This is a genomic window from Nitratidesulfovibrio sp. D1, from assembly GCF_051133415.1.
In the GTDB taxonomy this organism is placed as follows: Bacteria; Desulfobacterota; Desulfovibrionia; order Desulfovibrionales; family Desulfovibrionaceae; genus Cupidesulfovibrio.
The window spans coordinates 327754-342338 of the sequence record NZ_JBPGNZ010000004.1 but is presented as its reverse complement, the minus strand read 5'-3'; the positions used below and the strand labels follow the sequence as shown (position 1 = coordinate 342338).

Here is a 14585-nt window from a genome sequence, read left to right as displayed (position 1 = left end):
CTGTCTTCCGGCCCGGCCTGCCTTTCCGCGCCGGGCCGGGCTGGGCGTCACTCGTCCCCGGCCACCCCTTCGGTCCCTTCGGCCAGTTCCGCCAGCTCGGAGGCCTTCAACTGGCCGCAGGCGGCCTTGATGTCCTGCCCCTTGCTCTTGCGGATGATGGCCGTGACGTTCTTGGACCACAGGTACTGCTCGAAGGCCAGGATGCGCGCTTCGCTGGGGGCCTCGTAGGGCATGCCCTCGGCCGGGTTGTACACGATGAGGTTCAGCTTGGCCTTGGTGCGCGAGACAAGGCGCACCAGTTCGCGGGCGTGCTCGATGGAATCGTTCACCCCGCCCAGCAGCAGGTATTCGAAGGTGATGCGCTCGCGCGTTTTCAGCGGGTACGATTCCAGCGCGGCGATGAGGTCGTCGAGGCTCCAGCGCGCCGCGCGGGGCATGATGCGGCCGCGCAGTTCCTGGTTGGGCGCGTGCAGCGACACGGCCAGGAAGGCCAGGCCGCTTTCGCCAAGCTCGCGCAGGCCCTTCTCGATGCCGCAGGTGGACACGGTGATGCGCCGGGGCGAGAAGCACAGCCCGAATTCGTCGTTGAGGGTGCGCAGGGAGCGCATGACCTCGGTGAGGTTCAGCAGCGGTTCGCCCATGCCCATGAACACCAGGTTGCGCACGATGGGGTGGTCCGGCCGGTCGTCGCCCAGGTATTCGCGCGCCACCAGCACCTGCCCGAGAATCTCGGCCATGGTCATGTTGCGCTCGAAGCCCATGCTGCCCGTGCTGCAGAAGGTGCAGCCCATGGCGCAGCCCACCTGGCAGGACAGGCACTGGGTCATGCGCACCTTGCCCTCGCGCGATTCGCTGGGAATCAGCACCGTCTCCACCAGCGCGCCGTCGGCCAGGGCCAGCAGGAACTTCACCGTGCCGTCGGAACTGGTCTTCACGGTGCGGATTTCCGGCCAGGCGATGCGGGCCACCTCGGCCAGGCGGGCGCGGGTGGCCTTGGAAACGTTGGTCATGGCGTCGAAGGACCGGGCGTTCTTCTGCCACAGCCACTGCCACACCTGACGGGCGCGGAAGCGCGGCTCGCCGAGTTCGCCGGTCATCCACGCTTCCAGTTCGTCGCAGGTCAGGTTCAGTATGTCGATCATGGGCTATGGGGGGCAAGGGTTGGGCCGGATGGCCGGGCCGTGGCTGGTTGCATCCGGGTATGGGTAAGCCCGCGCGGCGGGTTCGTCCAGTGCGCGGGATGCAGGTGCGCGGCCCGCAGGCAATACAGCGGAACGGCCGCGAGGGGAAGCCCCCGCCCGTTCCGCCCGTTCCGCATGTCGCGCCTTCCGCCCGGCGGGCGTCAGCGGTCGGCGTCGGTTCCGGCAGGGGTGCCGTCACACGGGGTGCCGGTGAGCATCACCTGTTCCTGCCCCTTGCTCCACACCCGTCCCAATGACAGCAGCACCCCCGCCGCGCACAGCGCGCAGAAGGTCCACAGCGCCGTGCGCATGGCGGACAGGAAGCCCGGCAGGGTGGCCGCCGACACCGGCTGCCCGCCCATGAACACGGAAAACACGATGGTCACCACGATCATGGACGCCATCATGCCCAGGGTGCGCATGGTGCTGGTCATGCCGGACGCCACGCCCAACTGGCGCGGCTCCACGCTGCCCACGATGGCGCTGGCGTTGGGCGAGGCGAACAGGCCGTAGCCCACGCCCAGCAGCACCAGCACCGTCACCGTCAGCGCGGTGGAGGTGTCCTGTCCGATGAACGCGGCCACGCCAAGGCCCACGGCGCACAGCACCATGCCCACAGTGGCCACCCGTTCGGCCGGAAAGCGGTCGGCCAGCCGCCCCCCGATGGGCGAAAGCACCATCTGGATCACCGGCTGGATGATCATCAGCAGGCCCGCGTCGCTGGGGGTAAGCCCGCGCACGTATTGCAGGTACAGCCCGAGAAAGAACAGCACCCCGAAGGTGGAGGCGTAGTTGACGAGCGCGGACAGGCAACTGAGGGTGAACAGCCGGTTGCGCGACAGCAGGGTGACCTCCAGCAGCGGAAAGCGGGTGTGCGATTCCAGCCACAGGAACAGCCCGCCGCAGACCAGCCCGGCGGCCAGCGTGCCCCAGGCCCACGCGCCCTCGTCCAGGTGCGACGAACCCAGGGTGAGCAGCACGATGGCGCCGCCGTAGACCAGGCTGCCGCGCAGGTCGAAGGGTTCGCCCCTGGCCGAGCGCCATTCGCCGCGCAGCCGGGTGAACACCAGCAGCAGGGCGGAAAGGCCGAAGGGCAGCACCATCAGGAACACCCAGCGCCATCCGAAATGGGTGGTCAGGAATCCCCCGATGAGCGGCCCGCACGAGATGCCCGCATAGGCCGCCGCGGAAACGATGCCGATGGTCCGGCCGCGCTCCTCGCGCGGGAACACTTCGAGCATGATGGCGAAGCTGTTGGCCACGATCATGGCCGCGCCCATGCCCTGCAAAAAGCGCAGGCCGATGACCATGCGGATGGACTGCGACAGCGAGAGCACGGCGGTGATGGCCGTGAACAGCACAAGGCCCGCCAGGAACAGCCTGCGCCGCCCGAAGATGTCGCCAAGGCGGCCCATGATCAGCAGGAACACCGACAGGGCCATGACGTAGGTGGTCTCCACAAGGCCCACCTGCATGGCCGTGGCCGCGAGGTCGCGCCCGATGGCGGGCAGCGAGACGCCCACGGCGGACATCATCAGCGGCATGAGGATCATGGACGTGCTGACCACGAACAGCACCGCGCCGCGCGACACGGGCGCGGGAGCGGGGCGGGGCGCGTCGCCGTGGCCCGGAGCGCGAAAAGGAAAGGAGGCGGGGCTCATTCCGCCTCCCGGCAGGTCCGGCCTGACCTGTCTGATCTGTCTGGCCTGCCGGATTTGTCTGGCCTGCCGGATTTGTCCGGGCGGCCCAGTTCGGCCAGCACGTTGCCGATCATGCGGTCCAGAAAGCCCAGGGCCTGCTCGCGCTCGCCGCCGGAAAAGCCGCGCACCATGATTTCGGTCAGTTCGCGCAGGGCGGCCAGGAAGGGCTCGCGCAGCTTTTCGGCGTCCGGGGTCAGGGTGATGACCATCTGGCGGCGGTTGCGCGGGTTCACGGCGCGGGTCACCAGACCCGCGGCTTCCAGCTTGGCCAGCGAACGGGCGGCCGCGCCCTTGTCGAAGTGCAGCTTTTCGGCCAGATCTTCCTGCGACACGCCGTCGCCGCCCTGAAAGAGTTCGGCCAGGAAGGGTATCTGTCCCTTGCCCACCGGCCCCAGCGGGGCGATGCGCTCGATGGCCAGCAGCAGCACCAGGCGGCGCAACTGCCCCACGCGATAGGCGAAGGACGTGAGTCTTTGTTCCATGCGAAATGCCCCATTGTTGCCATTGCAACTGTTGAAGGGGCAACAGATAGGCGTGCGGCGGCCGGGTGTCAAGGCGGGGGATGTCCTGCGCTGTCACGCGGGCCGGAATATGGCAGCGCCACCCGCGCGCGCGGCAGTGGACGCGGCGGCCTTGCGGCGCTATGCCGTGGCGGTGCGCTACGCTGCCGCATGCCGCGCCGCACGGACAACCGTACAAGGAGCCCCCGCATGCCCGATACTCCCGATACGCCCGAGGCGACCGGCCTTCCCGCACCCGAAGCCGCGCAGATCCCCGTGCAGGTTCCCGCCGACCTGCGGGTGCACCAGGAAACCTTCCGGGTGCGCGGCTACGAGGTGGGGCCGGACGGCACCGTTTCCGCCCAGATCATCTGCGACTATTTACAGGAGGCGGCGGGGGTGCATGCGGACCGGCTGGGGCTTTCGCTGGCCGCGCTGCACGAACAGGGGCTGGCGTGGGTGCTGGCCCGGCTGGTGGTGCAGGTGGAGCGCGCCCCGGCGGAAGGCGAGACGGTGACGGTGCGCACTTGGCCGTGCGGGGTGGAGCGGCTGCAATTCCGGCGCGACTACCTGATGCTGGGCGGTGACGGGGCAGTGGTGGCGCGCGGGGCCTCGTTCTGGGTGGTCATCAACCTGGCCACCCGGCGGCCGGAGCGCATCCCGCCCACGGTGGCGGCCCTGCTGCCGGAACAGCCGCCGCTGGCGCTGGAAACCGGCGACCGCCGGCTGCCGGCGCCCGAAGACGGCGCGGCGCCGCTCTCTTCCATTCCCTTCGCGGTGCGCCGGGCGGACATGGACCGCAACCGCCACGTGAACAACGTGCGTTACCTGGACTGGGCGCTGGAAGGCGTGCCCGGCGCGGTGCAGGAGGCGGCCCGCCCGGTGTGGCTGGACATGCACTTCCGGGCCGAGACGGTGTACGGCGACACGGTGGAGGCGCAGTGCCTGCCCGCGCCCGCCGATGCGGCCACGCCCGGCACCGCCCGCTTCGTGCACATCCTCGCCCGCCGCTCCGATGGCCGGGAGGTGGCGCGGGGGCTTACCGGCTGGCGTTAGGGGGGGCTGTCTTCATTCGGGAATGGCCGGAACGAGCGAGAGGCCAGCCGTTCAACCGCGCCTTGTCGTATCCCGCCGCCCCTCCCCAACAAAAAACGGGGGAAGGAACCTGCGTCCCTTCCCCCGCGTCTTCCGCAAGGAATCAATCAACATTCCGGCCCTAGCCGAAATTCTTCGCCTTGTACTCGCGAATGTAGTCCACGGCCTCGGGCACGCTGGTCACTTCGCCCGCCACCTGCGCCTTCAGCAGCGCATCGCGCAGCATGCCCACCTGGGGGCCGGGGTGCAGGTTGGTGAACTCCATGATCTCGTTGCCGTTCAGCAGGGGTTCCAGCATCTGCTCCGGCGTTTCGGCGCGCTCCAGGTACTTCATGTTGTGATTGAAGTAGGTGTAGCTGCCGTCGCGGGCTTCCAGGTCGGCGCGGGCGATCTGGATGAGCCGGGGGTATTCGTCCAGCGACTTGAAGCGGCGGATGCCCCGGTCGGTGAGCATGAAGTGGAAGCGCATGTGATGGCGCACCAGATGGCACACCGTTTCCACGTCCTCCGGCAGGAAGTGCAGGCGGCGCAGCAGCTTGCGCGTCACCTTGGCGCCCACGCGATGGTGCTGGTAGAAGTTCCACTTTCCGTCGAAGTATTCCGCCGTGTACAGCTTGCCCACGTCGTGGAACAGCATGGCGAAGGTGCCCAGCCAGTCGTAGTTGTATTCACCCTCGGGGTAGTGGCGCATGCAGTCCAGGGTGTGCTCGAGCACCGACTCTTCCGCGCCCTCGTCGTTGCGCTGCTGGCGCACGCGGGACAGGGCCGCCACTTCGGGCAGCAGGCCGTGCAGGATCTGCGCGTCGAACAGCAGTTGCACGAACTTCCACATGCACTCGGCTTCCACCTTGCGCCATTCGTCCATGATGTCCGAGATGCGCACGTAGTCCAGCACGCGGCTGGCGGCGCGGATGATGGCCATCCACGAATTGGGCTCGATGGGCAGGTCGAAGTTGGCCGCGAAGCGCATGGCCCGGATGACCAGCAGGTAGTTGCGGCGCAGGGTTTCGTCCGGAATGCCCCGCAGTTGCACCTTGCCCTTGGAGAAGTCCTCGAAGCCTTCGTACACGTCGCCGGTGTGGGCGATGTAGGGGCAGGCGAGGGCGGGGGGCACCTTGCCCTGTTCTTCCAGCACGCGCAGCATGCGCGGGGTGATGCGGGCCAGGGTATGCTCGGGGTGCGAGGATTCCTCGGTATCGGTGTGGTAGAAGCGGATCAGCGCTCCGCCTTCGCGCATGGTGGCGACCACGCCCTCTTCGTTGGAGCGCTCGAGGCTGGGGAAGAGCTTGCCGAGCTCTTCGTAGTCGGGCTCGCAGGCGATGTCGATTTCGGTTTCGCGGCCGTCCAGCAGTTCCTTCTGCAACTGCGCGTTGACCACGTAGGCGTCGTAGCCGTTGCGAAGGATGGCCTTGCAGATGGCTATGGCGTCCTTGAAAGGTTGGCTCATCCCTGTCCTCCTGAAAGTGATGAAAAGCGCGCCCTCCGGCGCGGTGCCATCCGTGCATCACAGGCGCGGCCCGAAAAGTCAAGGCGCGGCGCGGCCAGCGGCCGGTCGGGCGCTCACCGGGAGGGGCGGCCCATGGCTGGGCGGGTGTGCACGGGAAATGCGTCCGTGTGATTGTGCCAAAATGCACAAAATCGGGAGGGGATGCAAGGGGAGGATGGGGTGGGGGCGAGCGGTTGCGGGGGGAGAGGGGAGGAGTGTTGTTCGATTGGGGTGTGCCGTGATGGGTCCGGCCTCTACGAAGACAGTTCTGTTTTTTTGATCACCCTCGATTTCGTTATGCCTCCGGCGGGCAAGGGGCCTGCGCTTTGCGGTCGCCATCCGTAAAACTCGCGCTTTGCGCTCGCCTAACGGCTGCCGCTGAGCGGCGGCCCCTTGCATCCCCGCGCTCCGGGGGCACTGCCCCCTGGACCCCCGGCTCATCTTGCACCGCATTCCTTTCGTCGCCAGCTTCCCTCCGGCGCTGAGGCGCCTCTGGGTGATCTGGCGACGGGAACGCGATGTGCGTCAATCTCTCGTCGCCTTGACGAAGCGGGGGTGCCTTTACCATCGCCCCCGTTGCGACGCATGTGCCGCCGCCAAAGCCCGGCGTCACACGCTTCTACGCGCTTTACCTTGCCTTCGAACACCCCCGCCACCGCTACCGCCCTCTCCCTCCCAAGCATGCCGGTTCTCTCAACCCCGACGTCGCGGGCACACCGCAGACTGACTTCCAATAAGGGCAGCCCTGTGCCGTTCAACGGAAACGTGGCGTGCGAAGAAGCGTGTGACGCCGGGCTTTGGCGGCGGCACATGCGTCGCAACGGGGGCGTGGATAAGGGCACCCGAGTGGGATGGAGGCGATGAGAGATTGGTGCACATCGCATTCCGCCGGGCAGATCGCCCGGAGGCGTCCTGCGCCGGAGGGAAGCTGCCCGGTGAAGAATGCGGTGCAGGATACGTTGGGGGGACCAGGGGGGCAGCGCCCCCCGGAGCGCGGGGGTACAGGGGGCCGCCGCTTAGCGGCCCCCTGTCCGCCGGAGGCATAACGAAATCGAGGGCGGTCAATAGCGCTGGTGTGTATTCGTAGAAGCCGCATCCAACAGGGGCACAACTCCTTCCATTCCCGTCAGGAATCACTCCCCAGCCCCTACACCACCTTCACCCCGCCAAGCCACAGCCCCTTCACCCTGCCCACAAGGTCTTTCCCTAAAAACGGCGTGTTGCAACTCTTCGAATGCATGGTCTCGCGCGAGACCACCCACTTTTCCTCGGGGTCCAGCAGGAAGAAATCCGCCGGGTCGCCCACGCCGAAGCCGTTCACGGGCAATCCGAATATCTTTCCCGGTTCCACCGCCCACAGGCGCACCATATCCGCCTCGGTCAGCAGGCCGTCGCGCACCAGTCCCCAGGTCAGGGCCACGGCGGTGTCCAGACCCGTGATGCCGTTGGGGGCCTCGTCCAGCGGGGTCTCCTTTTCGTGGGCGGCATGCGGGGCATGGTCGGTGGCCAGGATGTCGATGACGCCGGTCCGCACCGCCTCGCGCAGGGCGGCCACGTCGTCGGCGGTGCGCAGGGGCGGGTTGACCTTGGCCTTGGTGTCGTAGCCCAGCAGTTCCCTGTCGGTCAGCAGCAGGTAGTGGGGGCAGGTTTCCGCCGTCACCGGCACGCCGCGCTGCTTGGCCCAGGCGATGAGCTCCACCGAGCGGCGGCACGAGATGTGCGCGAGGTGGATGGGCAGCTTCAGGTAGTCGGCCAGCAGGATGTCGCGCGCCACGTGCAGCGCCTCGCCGATGTCCGGCTGGCCCTTCACCCCTATGCGCCCGCTGGTTTCCCCTTCGTTCATGTGCGCGCCCTTGGCCAGGTAGGGGTCCTCGCAATGGTCGATGACCACCTTGCCCTGGTCGGCGGCGTATTCCACGCAGCGGCGGAACATCTCGGTGTCCGGCACCGGCGCGCCGTCGTTGGAAAAGGCCACGCAGCCCGCTTCGGCCAGTTCGGCCAGCGGGGCCAGTTCCGCGCCCTTCAGCCCCACCGTGGCCGCGCCGATGGGGTGCAGGCGCGGGCCGTGCGGCCAGTGGCGGCGGGCGGTGTCGATCATGTCGCGGGTGATGGAGGCGTCGTCGTTGACCGGTTTGGTGTTGGCCATGCACAGCACGGCCCCGAACCCGCCGTGGGCGGCGGCGGCAAGGCCGCTGGCGATGTCTTCCTTGTATTCGTAGCCCGGCTCGCGCATGTGGGTGTGCGCGTCGATGAAGGCCGGGAACAGCACCATGCCGCGCGCGTCGATGGGTTGCGCGCCCTCGGGGGCGCAGCCCGCGCCGCTGTCGGTCACGGATGCGATGCGCCCGTCGGCCACGCCAACGTCCACCATGCGCCCCAGCAGGCGGGCGTTGCGAAGAAACAGGGAAGCGGAAGTGGTGGCGGTCATGCGCGGCCTCCGTGGTCGGCGGTCTGCCCGTCACCGGTGCGGGTGGCGAGCAGGAAGAGGATTGCCATGCGCGTGGCCACGCCTGCGGCCACCTGGTCGAGGATCAGGCTTTCGGGCGCGTCGGCCAGCACGGACGAGATTTCCAGGCCCCTGTTCATGGGACCGGGGTGCAGCACCTTCGCGCCCGGCGCGGCCATGTCCAGATGCCGGGGCGACAGGCAGTAGCGCTGCGCATATTCCCGCAGGTCGGGCAACAGGCCCGCCTGCTGGCGTTCCAGTTGCAGGCGCAGGCACATCACCGCGTCCGCGCCCTGCACGGCGTCGTCCAGCCGGTTGAAGATGGTCACCGGCCAGTTGCGCACTCCGGCGGGCAGCAGGGTGCGCGGCGCGCACAGCCGCACCTTGACCCCCAGCGACGAGAGCAGATGCACGTTGGAGCGGGCCACCCGGCTGTGGGCAATATCACCAAGGATGAGCAGGCTGCGTCCCTCGAACGCATCGCCCCAGGCCTGGCGCAGCGAATAGCAGTCCAGCAGGGCCTGGGTGGGGTGGGCGTGCCAGCCGTCGCCCGCGTTGACCACCGAGCAGTCCAGCCGTTCGGCCAGGAACTGCGCCGCCCCGCTGGAGGAATGGCGGATGACGATGATGTCCGGCGTCATGGCTTGCAGGGTGAGGGCGGTGTCCTTCAGGCTTTCGCCCTTGGACAGGCTGGACCCGCTCTTGGCCAGCGAGAAGGTGTCGGCCGACAGCCGCTTGCCCGCCACGTCGAACGAGGTCTTGGTGCGGGTGCTCGGCTCCGCGAAGAACAGCACCACGCTCTTGCCCTTCAGGGTGGGCACCTTCTTCACGGGGCGTCGGTTGATGTCGTGGAACTGGGCCGCCGTGTCCAGCAGGTGGAACAGTTCGGCCCGCGTCAGTTGGGTGACGTCCAGCAGGTCCTTGTGGGGCCACGTGGGGCGTTGTGCGTGCTGCATGTGGGTGTGGGGGTTTACGGGGTTGTCCCCAATGCTTCGGAAAAGTCTTGCGGCAGCAGGGCCAGCCGCGCGCGGCGGCCGGGGGCGATGACGCCGATGTCGCCCCGCCCGAGGGCCGATGCCCCCCCGGCGGTAAGCAGGCGCAGCAGCGCCGCCGGGGGCAGGTCCTGCCCGGCGGGCAGGTCGCGCAGGGCGCGGGCCTCGTTCCACAGGTCAAGGTCGTGGTTGGATGCCAGGCTGTCGGTGCCCAGGCACAGCGGCGCGCCCGCCTCGGCCAGCGCGCGGGCCGGGGCCGCGCCCACGTTGATGGCCGCGTTGGAGCGCGGGCACAGGCAGACGTGCGCGCCCGATTCGGCCAGCAGGCGGATGTCCGCCGCGTCCAGTTGCACGCAGTGCACGGCCAGCGTGTCCTCGTCCAGCAGGCCCAGTTCGGCGGCGTAGGGGACGGGGCGCATGCCCGGCGCGGCGAATCCCGGCGGCAGCACGCGCACGGCCAGCAGGTCGGCCAGCGCGCCGCGCCCGGTGGTCAGGAATTCCACCTCGTCCGGGTGCTCGGCCAGATGCATGGAAAAGACGCGGTGGTTGCGCTCGCACCAGCGGCGGGCGGCGGCCAGGGCCACCGGATGGGTGGAATACAGGGCGTGCCCGGCCAGGGCGGCGTCCGGGTGGACGGGGAAGGACGCGCCGGAGCCGCCTTTCGCGCCGCCCTCCGCGTCACCCTCCACGTCAACCATGACGTCGTCCGCCAGCAGTTCCGCCATGGCCCGGGGCCACAGGGCGGCGGTGTCCGCCGGGGCCGCCGGTTCGCCGCCGGGCGTGGCGAAGCGGTAGCCGAACACCTCCGCGAAGTGCGAGCAGCCGATGGATGCGGCCTGCAATGCCCGGCGCACGGCGGCCGGGGCCACGGCGGTGATGTCGCCCACGTGGGCGGTGTGGCAGGCCGCAAGCTGGCGCGCAGCGTCGGCCAGTGCCGCGGCGCGGGCTTCCGGCGGGGTTTCGGTCCCCGCCCCGGCTCCCGTGAGAGACAGCAGGCTTTTCACCCACGGCACGAAGCCGCCGCCCAGCACGGTGCGCCCGGCCTGGTGCGAAAGTTCGAGGTGGGTGTGGCAGTTGACCACGCCGGGGATCAGGGTGACGTCGCCAAGGTCGGCCAGGGGCACACCCGCGCGGCGACGAAAGGCGTCCATGGGCTCCACGGCCTCGATGACGCCCCCGCGCAGGCCCGCCAGAATGGGGGGCAGAATGGGGGGCAGAACGGGGGGCAAAACGCGGGCCGCGCCGTCCAAGAAAACGCCCCGGATCACAACGACGTGGTCGTCGAGAACGCGGGGCGGCGAAAACAGGTCGCGCGGGTCTCGTGACGGACCCTCACCTGCGAGGGGTATGACGCGTCGCGCGCGGACGGCGATGAGCATTGTCTGTACGGGGGGTTGGGTGTACAAGCCGGGCACGGCGATGCCGGGCGCGGGCGCACGCCGTTGGACGCACGCCCACAAGATAGTGTTCCACAATCAGGTGGGGATGTAAAGAAAACGGGCGCGCCCGCCGAACAGATGGCGAAGGACCGGCCGCAGGCCGCATTTTCACCGCAACTCCAGCCGCCTTGTTTCGCGCAGATTCCCATGACCGCACCGCACCGCAGCCTCTGCCTCATCCACGCCAACTGCCAGGGCGACCCGCTGGCGGCCCTGCTGGCCGCATCGCCGCAGTTCGCGGAACGCTACGAAATCCGCAGGTACACCAACTACCTGCGCGAGCGCATCGCCCCCGCCGAGCTTTCTGGCTGCGGCCTGTTCCTGTACCAGCACCTGGGCGAAAAGTGGGACGACCACGCCTCGGACCGGCTGCTGGCCATGGTCAACCCGGCCGCGCGGGTGCTGCGCCTGCCCAACATGCTGTTCACGGGCTACTGGCCGTTCTGGACCAACAAGAGCCCCATGGACTTCGGCGACGCGTTCCTGGACCGGCTGGTGTCCATGGGCCTGAGCATGGCGGAAATCCTGCACGTGTACCTGCACGGCGACATCGCGGCCAAGTACGACCTGGACGCCATGCTGCGCCACTCGCTTGCGGTGGAGCGGGACAAGGAGCGCGGGGCGGGGGATGCGGCCGCGCCCGGCGCCATTCCCGCCGTGGTGGCCCCCACGGTGGACCTGGTGGAGGCGCTGTGGAAGCAGGAACGGCTGTTCGCCACCATCAACCACCCCAACCGGCGGCTGGTGCTGCACGTGGCGGAAGGGGTGCTGGCGGCGCTGGGCATGGACCCGCTGCCCCCGGCAGTGCGCGACGGCTTCACGGACCCGTACCCGGAATTCGAACTGCCCATCCACCCGCAGGTGGCCGCCCACCACGGTCTGGCCTTCGGCGGGCCGGACGCCACGTTCAACATCTACGGGCGGCGCATGACCTTCGAGGACTACGCGCGCCGCTACGCCGACTGCCGCCTGCGCGGCATCGACAATTTCATCGGATACTTGCAGCTGGTGTGATCCGCCGGGGCGGGGCAGCGTTCCGCTACCCGTCGAGCCCCAGCAGGGTGGCCGCGCCGGACAGCAGCACTTCTATTTCCCCGTCGGACAGATCCAGCCGCCGTTGCAGGCGGTGGCATTCGTCGGCGGGGTCGAACAGGGGGTAGTCGCTGCCGAACAGGATGTGCTCGCGGTCGTGCCCGTCGAAGATGGCGCGCAGGGTGGCGTCGTCGATGAACGAAAGGCTGCTGGAGGTGTCCATCCACACCTCGCGGCCCACCAGCGCTTCCAGCGCGTACTTCCAGTGCAGGTAGCCGCCGAGGTGCGCGGCGATGAACCGGGCGCGCGGAAAGGCGTCCAGCAGCGCGGCCAGCTTGTACGGGCAGGAGGGGTTTTCCGCCGGGGGAAGTTTGTCGCCGATGTGGCACATGAACACGAAGTCGTCCTGCGCCGCCTCGATGATGGGCAACAGGCGCGGGTCGTCCAGCCGGAAGCCCTGGAATTCCGGGTGCAGCTTCAGCCCCCGGATGCCCGCCGCGCGCAGCCGGTCCAACTGGTGCTCCCAGTCCTGGTACTCCGGGTGCACGGTGCCGAAGGCCACCACCCCGGGGTGGCTGCGCTGCAAGTCCACGGCAAAGGCGTTGGCGGGCACCACCTGCGCGGCGGCGGTGGCGGCGCAGTGCACCACCACCCCGTCCAGCCCGGCGCGCCGGGCGCGGGGCAGCAGGTCTTCCACCACGCCTTCGCCCACGGGCGAGATGCCGTAGTGCGCTTCCAACTGTTGCAGGACCTTGGACGCGATCTTGGGATGGAAGGCGTGGGTGTGGACGTCGAGGAACATGGGCTTGCCCTACGCCCGGTCCACTGGTCAGTCAAGGAGCAGGCACATTCATTTCATGAAGTGCGCCCGGCTCGGGCCATGGTTGCCCGCGTCGGCCCGTAAGGAGATTACTTCAGCAAATCGCGCAGCCAGCCGGGCACGGGCACCGGCTTGCCGTCGCGGTTGACGCAGGCGTGCTGGGTCATGCCGTCGGCCAGCAACCTGTTGCGTCCCTCGTCCCGAATCTCGTACACGAAGGTCAGCGAGGCGCGGCCCCATTCGCTGATGCCCGCGCGTATCTGGAGCAGGTCGTCGAACTTCGCCGGGCTGCGGTAGCGGCAGCGCGCCTCGCGCACCGGCAGGATGATGCCGCGCTCTTCCACCGTGGCGTAGCCCATGCCCCGCGAGCGGATGAACTCGCTGCGGGCGCGCTCGAAGAAGTGCAGGTATTCCGCATAGTACACAACGCCCATCATGTCCGTTTCACCGTAGGACACGCGATGGGCCAACCAGATTTCCGGCACGGGAAAGCCGTCCATATGTTTCGCAACCTCCTGCCGCGTGGCGCGGCGTCTCGATTCGTACGTCATTTTGCCCTGAAAGCCAAAGCCGCGCGCGGGCGCGGCGCGTTTCCGGCCAGCCTCCCGGCCGCCATCGGCTCGCTGGCGCTTTCGCTGTTCCTGTCCGGCTGCGCATCGCGCGCGCCGGAGGTTCCTGCCCGCGCGCCGGTGGCGCCCGTCGTCGAGCAGGCCCCGGTCCCGGCGCGCCCGGCCCTGTCGCTGCCGCCCCTGCCCGCGTACACGGAAGTTTCGCCCGACGAGATCCGCGCCGCCATCGCGGCCATGGACCCGCGCAGCCAGGGGCTTGCCTCGTGGAACGACCTGGCCCCGGCGCTGGCCCAAAGCCTTTCCTACATGGCCACCCGCCCGGCCGACGGCGTGGCCCTGGACCGGCCGGGAGTGCGCGTGACCAACGCGGACTTCATGGCCGCCCTGCGGCAGCTGTCCGGCCTGCTGCCCTCGCTGGACGCCAACCCCGGCCTGCTGTCCGAACGGTTCCGCTGGCTGCGCGTGGACACCGCCTGGACCGGCTACTACGAGCCGGTGCTGCTCGCCAGCCGCCGCCCCGCGCCCGGCTACGCGCATCCCATCTACCGCACCCCGCCCGACATGCGCGTGACGGAACTGGCCACGTCCGGCTCCGGCAGGCAGCGCATGACCTACCGGGTGGTGAACGGCCCCAAGGGGCGCGTGCTGCGGCCCTACTACGACCGCACGGAAATCGACGCCGGGGGGGCGCTGCGCGGCAAGGGGCTGGAACTGGCCTGGGCGGCGGACCCGGTGGACGTGTACATCCTGCAGGTGCAGGGTTCCGGCAGGCTGCGCTTCACCGACGGCAGCGAGGCCCGCGTGCTGTACGCCGCGCAGAACGGACGCCCCTACGTGTCCATCGGGCGCATCCTGAAGGAACGGGGCGATCTGCCGCCCGACGGGGTGAACATGCCGGCCATCCGCCAGTGGCTGGAAGACCACCCCACGGAGGCGCAAGCCCTCATGAACACCAACCCCAGCTACGTCTTCTTCCGGCTGGAGGAAGGCGCGGGCAGCGGCCCGCTGGGGTGCACGGGCAGGCCGCTGACCCCGTGGGTAAGCCTGGCCACCGACCGTTCCGTGCTGCCGTCCGGCGCGCTGGTGGCCTTTTCCACCCCGGTGCCGCAGCACGCGGGCGGCGGCGCGGTGACCGGCCTCGGCCTTGCGCAGGACACCGGCGGGGCCATCAAGGGATACCGCATCGACCTGTTCTGCGGCGCGGGCGACCGCGCGGCCGCCGTGGCCGGGCATCTGGACGCCTCCGGCCCGGCGTGGCTGCTGTTGCCCCGCGACCGGTAGGGGCTGTTTGCAAATAGTCTTTTCGTCCGTTGGCGTCGTCAAAC

Annotated in this window: 12 protein-coding genes; 3 read left to right on the top strand and 9 right to left on the bottom strand. The window is 69.1% G+C overall.

Annotation, left to right across the window (positions count from 1 at the left end; translation table 11 throughout):
* Positions 1-47: 47 nt before the first annotated feature.
* The 3 genes from rlmN to ACR4XJ_RS09490 all read right to left on the bottom strand — a co-directional run bounded on the left by rlmN (position 48) and on the right by ACR4XJ_RS09490 (position 3363).
* Positions 48-1142 carry a 23S rRNA (adenine(2503)-C(2))-methyltransferase RlmN gene (gene rlmN / locus ACR4XJ_RS09500; RefSeq protein WP_434754997.1) on the bottom strand — a complete coding sequence of 365 codons (1095 nt, stop codon included), beginning with the start codon at positions 1140-1142 and terminating at the stop codon, positions 48-50.
* Between the two features lie 200 nt (positions 1143-1342).
* Positions 1343-2842 carry an MFS transporter gene (locus tag ACR4XJ_RS09495; RefSeq protein ID WP_434754996.1) on the bottom strand — a complete coding sequence of 500 codons (1500 nt, stop codon included), beginning with the start codon at positions 2840-2842 and terminating at the stop codon, positions 1343-1345.
* Complete coding sequence (locus tag ACR4XJ_RS09490; RefSeq protein WP_434754995.1) at positions 2839-3363, bottom strand: MarR family winged helix-turn-helix transcriptional regulator; 525 nt, start codon at positions 3361-3363, stop codon at positions 2839-2841. Before ACR4XJ_RS09490 ends, ACR4XJ_RS09495 begins: the two co-directional genes overlap by 4 nt.
* A gap of 228 nt (positions 3364-3591) precedes the next feature.
* Here ACR4XJ_RS09490 and ACR4XJ_RS09485 point away from each other — a divergent pair, with 228 nt between their 5' ends.
* The gene (locus ACR4XJ_RS09485; RefSeq protein ID WP_434754994.1) at positions 3592-4437 is read left to right on the top strand and encodes an acyl-[acyl-carrier-protein] thioesterase; all 846 of its coding nucleotides are present in this window, start codon (positions 3592-3594) and stop codon (positions 4435-4437) included.
* Positions 4438-4597: 160 nt separating this feature from the next.
* Here ACR4XJ_RS09485 and ACR4XJ_RS09480 read toward each other — a convergent pair whose 3' ends face one another.
* The 4 genes from ACR4XJ_RS09480 to ACR4XJ_RS09465 form a co-directional block, all read right to left on the bottom strand.
* Positions 4598-5923 carry an HD domain-containing protein gene (locus tag ACR4XJ_RS09480; RefSeq protein ID WP_434754993.1) on the bottom strand — a complete coding sequence of 442 codons (1326 nt, stop codon included), beginning with the start codon at positions 5921-5923 and terminating at the stop codon, positions 4598-4600.
* Positions 5924-7109: 1186 nt separating this feature from the next.
* Positions 7110-8390: a dihydroorotase gene (locus tag ACR4XJ_RS09475; protein ID WP_434754992.1), complete on the bottom strand. Its 1281-nt coding sequence runs from the start codon at positions 8388-8390 to the stop codon at positions 7110-7112.
* Entirely contained in the window at positions 8387-9364 is a 978-nt protein-coding gene (locus ACR4XJ_RS09470) for an aspartate carbamoyltransferase catalytic subunit (protein WP_434754991.1), read from the bottom strand. Before ACR4XJ_RS09470 ends, ACR4XJ_RS09475 begins: the two co-directional genes overlap by 4 nt.
* A 14-nt stretch (positions 9365-9378) precedes the next feature.
* On the bottom strand, positions 9379-10629 hold the full coding sequence (locus tag ACR4XJ_RS09465; protein WP_434754990.1) for an amidohydrolase family protein: 1251 nt from the start codon (positions 10627-10629) through the stop codon (positions 9379-9381).
* Positions 10630-10986: 357 nt separating this feature from the next.
* On the opposite strand from ACR4XJ_RS09465, the gene ACR4XJ_RS09460 reads away from it, so the two are divergent.
* On the top strand, positions 10987-11853 hold the full coding sequence (locus ACR4XJ_RS09460) for a WcbI family polysaccharide biosynthesis putative acetyltransferase (RefSeq protein WP_434754989.1): 867 nt from the start codon (positions 10987-10989) through the stop codon (positions 11851-11853).
* Between the two features lie 25 nt (positions 11854-11878).
* Here ACR4XJ_RS09460 and ACR4XJ_RS09455 read toward each other — a convergent pair whose 3' ends face one another.
* Together ACR4XJ_RS09455 and ACR4XJ_RS09450 are read right to left on the bottom strand one after the other, a co-directional pair.
* Positions 11879-12673, bottom strand: a complete 795-nt coding sequence (locus ACR4XJ_RS09455; protein WP_333505243.1) for an amidohydrolase family protein — start codon at positions 12671-12673, stop codon at positions 11879-11881.
* A gap of 107 nt (positions 12674-12780) precedes the next feature.
* Positions 12781-13191 (bottom strand): acyl-CoA thioesterase, encoded by a 411-nt coding sequence (locus ACR4XJ_RS09450; protein WP_434754988.1) that lies wholly within the window; start codon positions 13189-13191, stop codon positions 12781-12783.
* Here ACR4XJ_RS09450 and mltA point away from each other — a divergent pair, their 5' ends adjacent.
* Positions 13192-14541: a murein transglycosylase A gene (mltA, locus tag ACR4XJ_RS09445; protein WP_434754987.1), complete on the top strand. Its 1350-nt coding sequence runs from the start codon at positions 13192-13194 to the stop codon at positions 14539-14541. It abuts the gene before it with no gap.
* Positions 14542-14585: the final 44 nt, after the last annotated feature.

Coding starts and splice junctions, on each gene's coding strand:
- rlmN (WP_434754997.1), bottom strand. CDS start 1,142: ATGATCGACATACTGAACCTGACCTGCGACGAACTGGAAGCGTGGATG.
- ACR4XJ_RS09495 (WP_434754996.1), bottom strand. CDS start 2,842: ATGAGCCCCGCCTCCTTTCCTTTTCGCGCTCCGGGCCACGGCGACGCG.
- ACR4XJ_RS09490 (WP_434754995.1), bottom strand. CDS start 3,363: ATGGAACAAAGACTCACGTCCTTCGCCTATCGCGTGGGGCAGTTGCGC.
- ACR4XJ_RS09485 (WP_434754994.1), top strand. CDS start 3,592: ATGCCCGATACTCCCGATACGCCCGAGGCGACCGGCCTTCCCGCACCC.
- ACR4XJ_RS09480 (WP_434754993.1), bottom strand. CDS start 5,923: ATGAGCCAACCTTTCAAGGACGCCATAGCCATCTGCAAGGCCATCCTT.
- ACR4XJ_RS09475 (WP_434754992.1), bottom strand. CDS start 8,390: ATGACCGCCACCACTTCCGCTTCCCTGTTTCTTCGCAACGCCCGCCTG.
- ACR4XJ_RS09470 (WP_434754991.1), bottom strand. CDS start 9,364: ATGCAGCACGCACAACGCCCCACGTGGCCCCACAAGGACCTGCTGGAC.
- ACR4XJ_RS09460 (WP_434754989.1), top strand. CDS start 10,987: ATGACCGCACCGCACCGCAGCCTCTGCCTCATCCACGCCAACTGCCAG.
- ACR4XJ_RS09455 (WP_333505243.1), bottom strand. CDS start 12,673: ATGTTCCTCGACGTCCACACCCACGCCTTCCATCCCAAGATCGCGTCC.
- ACR4XJ_RS09450 (WP_434754988.1), bottom strand. CDS start 13,191: ATGGACGGCTTTCCCGTGCCGGAAATCTGGTTGGCCCATCGCGTGTCC.
- mltA (WP_434754987.1), top strand. CDS start 13,192: ATGTTTCGCAACCTCCTGCCGCGTGGCGCGGCGTCTCGATTCGTACGT.